Source organism: Rhizorhabdus sp., from assembly GCF_018006725.1.
GTDB lineage: Bacteria > Pseudomonadota > Alphaproteobacteria > Sphingomonadales > Sphingomonadaceae > Rhizorhabdus.
On sequence record NZ_JAGMXV010000200.1, the window covers coordinates 1 to 8343 of the forward strand.

10 protein-coding genes are annotated in these 8343 nt (G+C 65.4%); 6 read left to right on the forward strand and 4 right to left on the reverse strand.

The annotated features are described in order from the left end of the window. The 3 genes from KAY22_RS20930 to KAY22_RS20940 form a co-directional block, all read right to left on the reverse strand. A partial coding sequence (locus KAY22_RS20930) for a 4Fe-4S dicluster domain-containing protein (protein WP_296625178.1) occupies nucleotides 1-580 on the reverse strand: 580 nt, incomplete at its 3' end. Beyond that, nucleotides 570-1745 (reverse strand): glycolate oxidase subunit GlcE, encoded by a 1176-nt coding sequence (gene glcE / locus KAY22_RS20935; protein ID WP_296625179.1) that lies wholly within the window; start codon nucleotides 1743-1745, stop codon nucleotides 570-572. The genes KAY22_RS20930 and glcE, both read right to left, overlap by 11 nt. Beyond that, nucleotides 1745-3238 carry an FAD-linked oxidase C-terminal domain-containing protein gene (locus KAY22_RS20940; protein ID WP_296625180.1) on the reverse strand — a complete coding sequence of 498 codons (1494 nt, stop codon included), beginning with the start codon at nucleotides 3236-3238 and terminating at the stop codon, nucleotides 1745-1747. The genes glcE and KAY22_RS20940 overlap by 1 nt, the downstream gene beginning before the upstream one ends. A gap of 322 nt (nucleotides 3239-3560) precedes the next feature. On the opposite strand from KAY22_RS20940, the gene KAY22_RS20945 reads away from it, so the two are divergent. The 6 genes from KAY22_RS20945 to KAY22_RS20970 all read left to right on the forward strand — a co-directional run bounded on the left by KAY22_RS20945 (nucleotide 3561) and on the right by KAY22_RS20970 (nucleotide 7393). Then, complete coding sequence (locus KAY22_RS20945; protein ID WP_296625181.1) at nucleotides 3561-4280, forward strand: cistern family PEP-CTERM protein; 720 nt, start codon at nucleotides 3561-3563, stop codon at nucleotides 4278-4280. Between the two features lie 94 nt (nucleotides 4281-4374). After that, nucleotides 4375-4638, forward strand: a complete 264-nt coding sequence (locus tag KAY22_RS20950) for a hypothetical protein (RefSeq protein WP_296625182.1) — start codon at nucleotides 4375-4377, stop codon at nucleotides 4636-4638. Between the two features lie 38 nt (nucleotides 4639-4676). Further along, the gene (locus tag KAY22_RS20955) at nucleotides 4677-5018 is read left to right on the forward strand and encodes a DMT family protein (RefSeq protein WP_296625183.1); all 342 of its coding nucleotides are present in this window, start codon (nucleotides 4677-4679) and stop codon (nucleotides 5016-5018) included. Between the two features lie 61 nt (nucleotides 5019-5079). Beyond that, nucleotides 5080-5631, forward strand: a complete 552-nt coding sequence (gene hslV, locus KAY22_RS20960; protein ID WP_296625184.1) for an ATP-dependent protease subunit HslV — start codon at nucleotides 5080-5082, stop codon at nucleotides 5629-5631. Nucleotides 5632-5672: 41 nt separating this feature from the next. Continuing rightward, nucleotides 5673-6974 carry an ATP-dependent protease ATPase subunit HslU gene (gene hslU, locus KAY22_RS20965; protein ID WP_296625185.1) on the forward strand — a complete coding sequence of 434 codons (1302 nt, stop codon included), beginning with the start codon at nucleotides 5673-5675 and terminating at the stop codon, nucleotides 6972-6974. Nucleotides 6975-7045: 71 nt separating this feature from the next. After that, a complete protein-coding gene (locus KAY22_RS20970) occupies nucleotides 7046-7393 on the forward strand; it encodes an ArsC family reductase (protein ID WP_296625186.1) in 348 nt (115 codons plus the stop codon). Here the strand turns inward: KAY22_RS20970 and KAY22_RS20975 are convergent. Then, nucleotides 7394-8343: GGDEF domain-containing protein (locus KAY22_RS20975; protein ID WP_296625187.1), on the reverse strand; the 950-nt coding region annotated here is incomplete at its 5' end. It lies immediately after the preceding gene.

Sequence of the window (8343 nt, forward strand, 5' to 3'; positions counted from 1 at the left end):
GTTCGGCGCAGCCCTGCAGCAAGGCGACGCGGCCGACCGGCCTTACAACCGGGGGGGCGTCCTGGCGCGTTCGGACCGGCAGGGTTCGCGGCGCCAGTTCGAGCATCGCCGCCAGCGGTCGGGTCTGTGACGTGCGCCTGAAGATCGGTGCGAGCGGCCTCGCGAGGCGCGCAAGGCCGAGAGCGAAGCGGAAGCGTCGCGGATAGGGCAGCACCGCCGCGAGCATCGCCCGGATTGCGCGCTCCGCGAGCGGCCGACGATAACGCCGTTCGATATAGGCGCGCGCATGGTCTACCAGGTGCATGTAGTTCACGCCCGAGGGGCAGGTCGTCATGCAGGACAGGCAGGACAGGCAGCGGTCGATATGCTTGACGACCTGCGGTGTCGGTTCGGCCTCCGTCTCCAGCATGTTCTGGATCAGGTAGATGCGGCCGCGCGGGCTATCGAGTTCGTCGCCGAGCAGCACATAGGTGGGGCAGGTCGCGGTGCAGAAGCCGCAATGCACGCATTTGCGGATGACCGCCTCGGCAACCGCCGTCGCGGGGTCGGCCAGTTGTTCGGGGGTAAAATCAGTCCGCATCGTCTTGGTCCAGGAAACGCCCGCTCTCGAAGATGCCGGCAGGGTCGAAGGCGCGGCGCACGCGGCGTTCGAGCGCCATGACGCCGGACGGGCGGGGGTGTTCGAAGGGTATGCGCGCCCGCAGCTCGGCCGGGGCACGGACGAGCATCGCGTGGCCGCCAAGTTCCGCTGTTACCGCCCGGATATGGTCGGGCGCGGCGTCGCTGGCCAGCCAGAGCAACCCGCCGGCCCAGTCCATCAACCAGCGGCCCCGGCCGTCGTCGAGCCGCGCGATGAGGGGGGAGGACTGGTGGGCGGGGAGGCTGACTCGCCACAGGGTCGGGGCATTGCGGAGCGGAGTGGCGATGCGGACGGCGTTCCACCAATGTGCCTGCTCCTCGTCGGACAAGGTGCGCGGCCGCCCATGGTCGCGCAACAGATCGGGCAAGGCGAGACAGCGGGCTTCGACCGATGGTGCGAAGCCCTGAACGCGAAGCAGGGTCAGCGAAGGCCGGTCGCCATCGGCAGGCAGATGCGCCGCCGCAGATATGTCGCAGGGGCCGTCCAGCGCGCAGGCCATCGCCCGATGGGCGGCGGCCGGCGAAAGCCCCTCGATCGCGAGGGTGCGGACCATGCGCGGGCGCGGCAGGACCTTCAGCGTCATCTCGGTGACGGCAGCAAGCCGGCCCCAGCTGCCGGCGATCAGCTTGGGCAGGTCATAGCCGGTGACATTCTTGACCACCTTGCCGCCCGCCACGAAGCGCTCCCCACGACCGGAAATGGCGGTCAGGCCGAGCAGATGATCGCGCGGTGCGCCGGCGGTGAGGCGGCCGCTGCCGGCCGTTCCCGAAAGCACCGCGCCGCCGATCGTGCCCCCGCCGGCCGGCTCGCCGAACAGCGGTGACGGATCGAACGGCTCGAAAGCGAGCATCTGTCCTTGCTCGGTGAGCAGCTTTTCGATCTCGGCGAGTGGCGTCGCTGGCCTGACGGTCAGGACGAGTTCTGGCGGGTCATAGTCGACGATGCCGGTGAACGCGGTAAGATCGACGATGTCCGCTGCGCGCGGCGCACCCATGTCGCGGCGGGTACCTCCGGCGCGCAGTTCGAGCGTGCGATGGTGCGCGGCGGCGTCGGCGAAGAGCGCTGCCAACTGGTCTTCATCGGTTGGATTTTGGGTGAGTGGCATCAGAAGCGTGGCAGGTCGGGATGGGGCAGGGCGCCGCGATGGACGTGCATCCGGCCGAGTTCCGCGCAGCGGTGGAGCGTGGGAAACATCTTCCCCGGATTGAGCAGCAGGGCAGGATCGAAAGCGCATTTGACCCGCTGCTGGTGGGCGAGGTCGACCGCGCTGAACATCTCGGGCATCAGGTCGCGCTTTTCGACGCCGACGCCATGTTCGCCGGTCAGGACGCCGCCCATCTCGACGCAGAGCCGCAATATGTCGTTGCCGAAGGCCTCGGCGCGTTCGAGTTGCCCCGCCTCGTTCGCGTCATAGAGGATCAGCGGATGAAGATTGCCGTCGCCCGCGTGGAAGACATTGGCGACGCCGAGGCCATAGCGGTCGGACAGGGCCGCCATCCGCTCGAGCACTTCCGGCAGGCGGCGGCGGGGAATGGTGCCGTCCATGCAATAATAATCGGGGGCGAGCCTGCCGACCGCAGGGAAGGCAGCCTTGCGTCCCGCCCAGAAGGCCAGCCGCTCGGCCTCGTCGCGCGAGGCCCTGATCGACGAGGCGCCATGGCCAGCGGCGATCTTCGCCACCTCTTCCGCCAGATGCCCGCATTCGGCCTCCGGGCCATCGAGCTCGACGATCAGCAGAGCCTCGGCATCGAGCGGGTAGCCGACCTTCACGAAGGCCTCGGCGGCGTGGATGGCGGGCCGGTCCATCATCTCCATGCCCGCCGGGATGATGCCGGCGGCGATGACGTCGGCCACGCATTGACCGGCGCTGGCGACCGAGGGGAAGCCGATCAGCAGGGCCTGCGCGGTCTGCGGACGCGGCAGGATCCGGACGGTGACCTCGGTGACGATACCGAGCAGGCCTTCGGAGCCCACGACCACGCCGAGCAGGTCGAGGCCTGCGGGGTCGAGATGGCGGCCGCCGAGCCGGAGCACTTCACCCTCCATCGTCACCAGTTCGACCGCGAGGACATTGTTCGTCGTCAGGCCATATTTGAGGCAGTGAACCCCGCCCGAATTCTCGGCGACGTTGCCGCCGATCGTGCAGGCGATCTGGCTGGACGGATCGGGTGCATAATAGAAGCCCCGCTCCTCGACTGCCCGAGTGATGGCGAGATTGGTCACCCCCGGCTGCACGACCGCGATCCGGTCGACATAGTCTACGTCGAGGATGCGGTTGAAGCGGGCCATGCCGATCAGCACGGCGTCGGCCAGCGGGAGCGCACCGCCCGACAGCGAGGTGCCCGCGCCCCTCGGGACGACCTTGACGTTCCGGTCATGGCAATAGCGCAGGACCCGACACAACTGGTCGACCGTCTCGGGTAGCACGACGGCCAGTGGTGGCTGGCGATAGGCGGTGAGGCCGTCGCTTTCATAAGGGCGGAGTTCGGCCGGGTCGTCGATCACGCCTTCTCCGGGAACGATCGCGCGCAAGGCCGCGACGATGGCACCGCGTTGCTGCAGCGTCCGGCCGTCTGGCTCTGGCATTTTCAACGACATGGCCATCCCCTCTCCGCAGGCCGTCGATAGCCTTTGCGCCCTGTTCCGAACAGGGGCGAATCAGCTAGGTTGGAGCGGCGAAAGACGCCGTTTTCGGGGATGTGGGCGGCGTCTTGCCCGGACAGGATTTGTAGGTCCTGGCCTATGCTCTGGTGAACGCCATGTTCGCGATGCGCGGATTTCTGTCGATAATCGGGGTGGTGGCACTGTCTTTTGCCACGCCGTTTGACGTGTTGCAGAAATAGATATTGGGGCCGAAACGTGCTATCAGGTTGTCGTCGGGCAGCCGGGGGGCTCGCCGACGAGGCAAGGTGTAGGCGTTATGCGTAAGGGTGGCTTTCTCTCTCTGGTCATTGCTGCAGCTGCGGTCTTCGGATCGGCAGCGCCGGCGGCGGTCCTGATCAACAGTTCCAATGTGGGCTATTCCTTCACGACCGATTATACCGGTCTTGTCGGCAGCGGCAGCACCAACCTTGTCAGCGGCCTGAGCACGTTCACCTTCATGGGGCTCAGCAACAACGGGCTGACCTATAACTTCAACTATTCGATGACCAATGACTCGTCGGTGTCTTCGCGCCTCACCTCGTTCGGCTTCGATGTCGATCCGAATGTGAGCAGCGCGTCGTCCACGGGTTATTTCGCCAGCGCAAATCTGAACAACAACTACCCTGCGGGTGTCGGGACGATCGATGTCTGCTTTGAGGCGGACAGCAACGGCAATTGCACGGGCGGCCCCCTGGGTTTGAACGCGAACCAGACCGGAACAGGCAGCTTCGCCCTGACATTTTCCCAGGTCATGGCATCGGTTTCGCTCGACAGCTTCGTGACGCGATTCCAGTCGATCAACCCTACGATCAATGGCTCGAGTTCCGGCGTCGGCATCGGCTCCGTCGTCAGCAATAGCGGGGGAAGCAACCCGATCGTGGCGCCTGAGCCGGCGACATGGATGATGCTCATGACCGGCTTCCTTCTGATCGGCGGCATCATGCGCCGGAACAGGTCCGGCTTGGCGGGCATCGGTCTCGCTGCCGCGCAGCGCTAGGTAAACAATCGTAAACCATAGCCGGCTACCGTTACGGCCGGCTCGTGGATCGGTTAGAACCGTTCCCGTTGAGCCGATCCGGCGAGGGGACGACATGCACGAATTGCGCAGATCGCTGATCATGCTGGCCGCCGCGCTGGCAGCCGTTACGCCGGCTGCAGCCGGTCCTCTCTCGATGGGTGATCGCGAAGCCTTTTTCGCCATCGCCACCTATGGCCTGGAGCGGGTAGCCGAAGCCAATGCGGGCTTCGCCGCATCCGGACCCGAGACCCGGATGATGCTGTTGGGCGGCATCGGGCTGGTCTTGACCACGCTCAGGCGCCGCAACAGGGCATTCGACCGACGCCAGCTGGTTTGACCATTTTCTCCTGATTGCGCGAGGCCTATGAGCGACGCATGACGCTCACGCCCCTGATCCTTCTGGTCTGTTCCAACATCTTCATGACGATCGCCTGGTACGGGCATCTGAAGTTCACCGATGCGCGGCTCTGGATCGTCATCCTGGCTTCCTGGGGTATCGCGCTCGTCGAATATTGTTTTGCGGTGCCAGCGAACCGGATCGGCTATCTCCACGGCTGGACCGCCGGACAGCTCAAGATCACGCAGGAAATCGTGACGCTGGTCGTGTTCGCGCTGTTCGCGGTCTTCGTGCTGGGCGAGCATCTCGGCTGGCGTCATCTCGGTGCCTTTGCCTGCATGGTGGGGGCCGCCTGCTTCATGTTCGTCGGCAAGAGCTGAGCGCGATTGCGCAACCGCCACGTCGTTCCCATATCGCCCTCCGCAAAGCATCAGGACGGATATGAGCGAACTTCCCAAATGGCATGGCACCACGATCTTGTCGGTGCGCAAGAATGGCAAGGTCGTCGTGATCGGCGACGGCCAGGTTTCGATGGGCAACACGGTGATGAAGCCGAACGCCCGCAAGGTCCGCAAGCTGGGCGACGGATCGGTCATCGGCGGCTTCGCCGGCGCGACCGCCGACGCCTTCACCCTGTTCGACCGGCTCGAGCGCAAGCTGGAACAGTATAGCGGGCAGTTGTTGCGCGCGGCGGTCGAACTCGCCAAGGACTGGCGGACCGACAAATATCTGCGCAACCTCGAAGCGATGATGATCGTCGCCGACAAGGATGTGACGCTGATCCTGACCGGCAATGGCGACGTGCTGGAACCGGTCGGCGGCGTGGCGGCGATTGGATCGGGCGGTAATTTCGCCTTGTCGGCGGCGCGCGCGCTGGTCGATTACGAACCCGATGCCGAGACATTGTGCCGCAAGGCGATGGCCATCGCGGCCGAACTCTGTGTCTTCACCAATGACAGCCTGACGGTCGAGGCGCTCGACAGCGCCGCCTGAGCGGTTCCCGCTCCCGACAAGCCCAAGCGAAAGCACCATATATGAACGACCAACTGACTCCCAAGGCGATCGTGGCCGCGCTCGACGCCCATATCGTCGGCCAGGCCGATGCCAAGCGCGCCGTTGCGGTGGCGCTGCGTAACCGCTGGCGCCGGCAGCGCCTGCCCGACAATCTGCGCGACGAGGTTACGCCCAAGAACATTCTGATGATCGGCCCGACGGGCTGCGGCAAGACCGAGATCAGCCGCCGACTGGCCAAGCTCGCCGATGCCCCCTTCGTGAAGGTCGAGGCGACCAAGTTCACCGAGGTCGGCTATGTCGGCCGCGACGTCGAGCAGATCGCCCGCGATCTGGTCGAGGAGGCCGTGCGGCTGGAGAAGGAGCGCCGCCGCAGCGCGGTCAAGGACAAGGCCGAGGAGGCGGCGCTCGCCCGCCTGCTCGATGCGCTGGTCGGCAAGGATGCGAGCGAGGCCACGCGGCTGGCCTTCCGCCAGCGGTTCGAGGACCATCAGCTCGACGACAAGGAAATCGAGATCGAGGTCGAGGATTCGGGCGGCATGCCGTTCGAGTTGCCGGGCATGAACGGTCAGGTCGGCATGATCAATCTGAGCGACATGATGGGCAAGGCGATGGGCCAGGGGCGCACGAAGCGCCGCAAGATGACGGTCCGCGCGGCCTGGTCCAAGCTGGTCGACGAAGAGGCCGACAAGCGGCTCGATCAGGATGAGGTCAGCCGGTCGGCGCTGCAGGATGCCGAGCAGAATGGCATCGTCTTCCTCGACGAGATCGACAAGATCGCGGTGTCGGACGTGCGTGGCGGTTCGGTCAGCCGTGAAGGCGTGCAGCGCGATCTGCTGCCGCTGATCGAGGGCACGACAGTTTCTACCAAATATGGTCCGCTCAAGACCGACCATATCCTGTTCATCGCGTCGGGGGCCTTCCATGTCGCCAAGCCGTCGGACCTGCTGCCCGAACTGCAGGGCCGCCTGCCGATCCGGGTTGAGCTGAAGGCGCTGACCGAACAGGATTTCGTACGGATCCTGTCCGACACGCGCGCAAGCCTGACCGAACAATATCGCGCCCTCATCGGTACCGAAGGCGTCGAGATCGCCTTTACTGACGACGGCATAGCCGCGATCGCGAAGGTGGCGGCCGAAGTGAACGGGCAGATCGAGAATATTGGTGCGCGGCGCCTTTCGACGGTGATGGAGAAGCTGCTCGAAGAGATCAGTTTCGACGCCGAGGACCGCAAGGGAACGACGATCACGATCGATCGTGCCTATGTCGATGCGCAGCTGAGCGCGGTCGCGCGCGACACCGATCTGTCCAAATATGTTCTTTAAGTGAGGCGCCGCGCCCCCTGCCACCGGCGTTCAGCCGGGCAGGGGGCGGCCGGCTGCGCGAGGGGAAGACGATGACGGTCACGATGTACGGCATCAAGAATTGCGACACGATCAAGAAGGCGCGGACCTGGCTGGAGGCGCGCGGGATCGACTATCGCTTTCATGACTATAAGGCGTCGGGGATCGACCGCGAAACACTGGCGGGCTGGTGTGGCGAGCTGGGTTGGGAGGTGCTTCTCAACCGCGCCGGCACCACTTTCCGCAAATTGCCGGATGCGGATCGTGCGGACATCGACGAGGCCAAGGCGATCGCGCTGATGGAAGCGCAGCCGTCGATGATCAAGCGGCCGGTGCTCGATGCCGATGGTGAACTGCTCGTCGGGTTCAAGCCCGATCTCTACGCCGCCAAGTTCAGCTGATCAGAAGGCGGCAGCAGCCTGGCGGTCGACGGTCGTGCGGTTGCGCCCGGCCTCCTTGGACGCATAGAGCGCGCGATCGGCGCGCTTGATCACGTCGCTCAATATGAGGTCGGAAGCGCTCATCGGTGCGATGCCGAAGCTGGCGGTGAGGCGCAATGGCAGGTCGCCGATCCGCAGGCGGGATATGCGCAGCCGCAGATCCTCGACCTTCTCGCGCGCGCGGTCGATGTCGGCGCCGGGGAAGAAGAGCACGAACTCCTCGCCGCCGAAACGCCCATATTGCTCCGGCTCGACCAGGGCCTCGCGGAACAGCGCGGTGATCTGGCAGAGTACGGCGTCGCCATGGCTGTGGCCGTACAGGTCGTTGATGTCCTTGAAATGATCAACGTCGCAGATGGCGACGGTGAGGGGGCGGCCGAAGGCGTTGGCCTCCTGCATCAAGCGGGTTCCGGATGCTTCGATGGCCCTGCGGTTGGGAGCGCCGGTCAGCGAGTCGGTGTCGGCGGCGAGGCGCAGCCGCTCGGCGAGATCGCCACCCATCAGGTAGAGCGAGAAAAGGCCCGCCGCGACGGTCATCGCGGGCAGGCCGAGGAAGACGATGATCGTATAGGTCTGGTCGAGCAGCTCGGAGCCCTGCGGAGGGATCAATGCAAGGGTCAGCCCGCCGGCGATCTCTACGGCAGCCATTCCGATGCAGGTGAAGATGATCGGGCGTTCGCCCAGCAGCAACTGGCGGCCCGGCCGGAGCAGGGCGCTGGTCACGCCGAACAGAAGCACGGCTGCGGCGTAGAAAGGAACGATCGTTCCAGCGATACCGCGGTCGGGATAGCCGCTGCTGACGAGGAAGATCGCGAGCAAAGCGGCGGCCTGCGTCGCCAGGAAATAACCGGTCTTGTCCGGCAGGCCGGATTGCATGCGATAGGCCATGGCAGCGAGCACCGGGGTCGTCG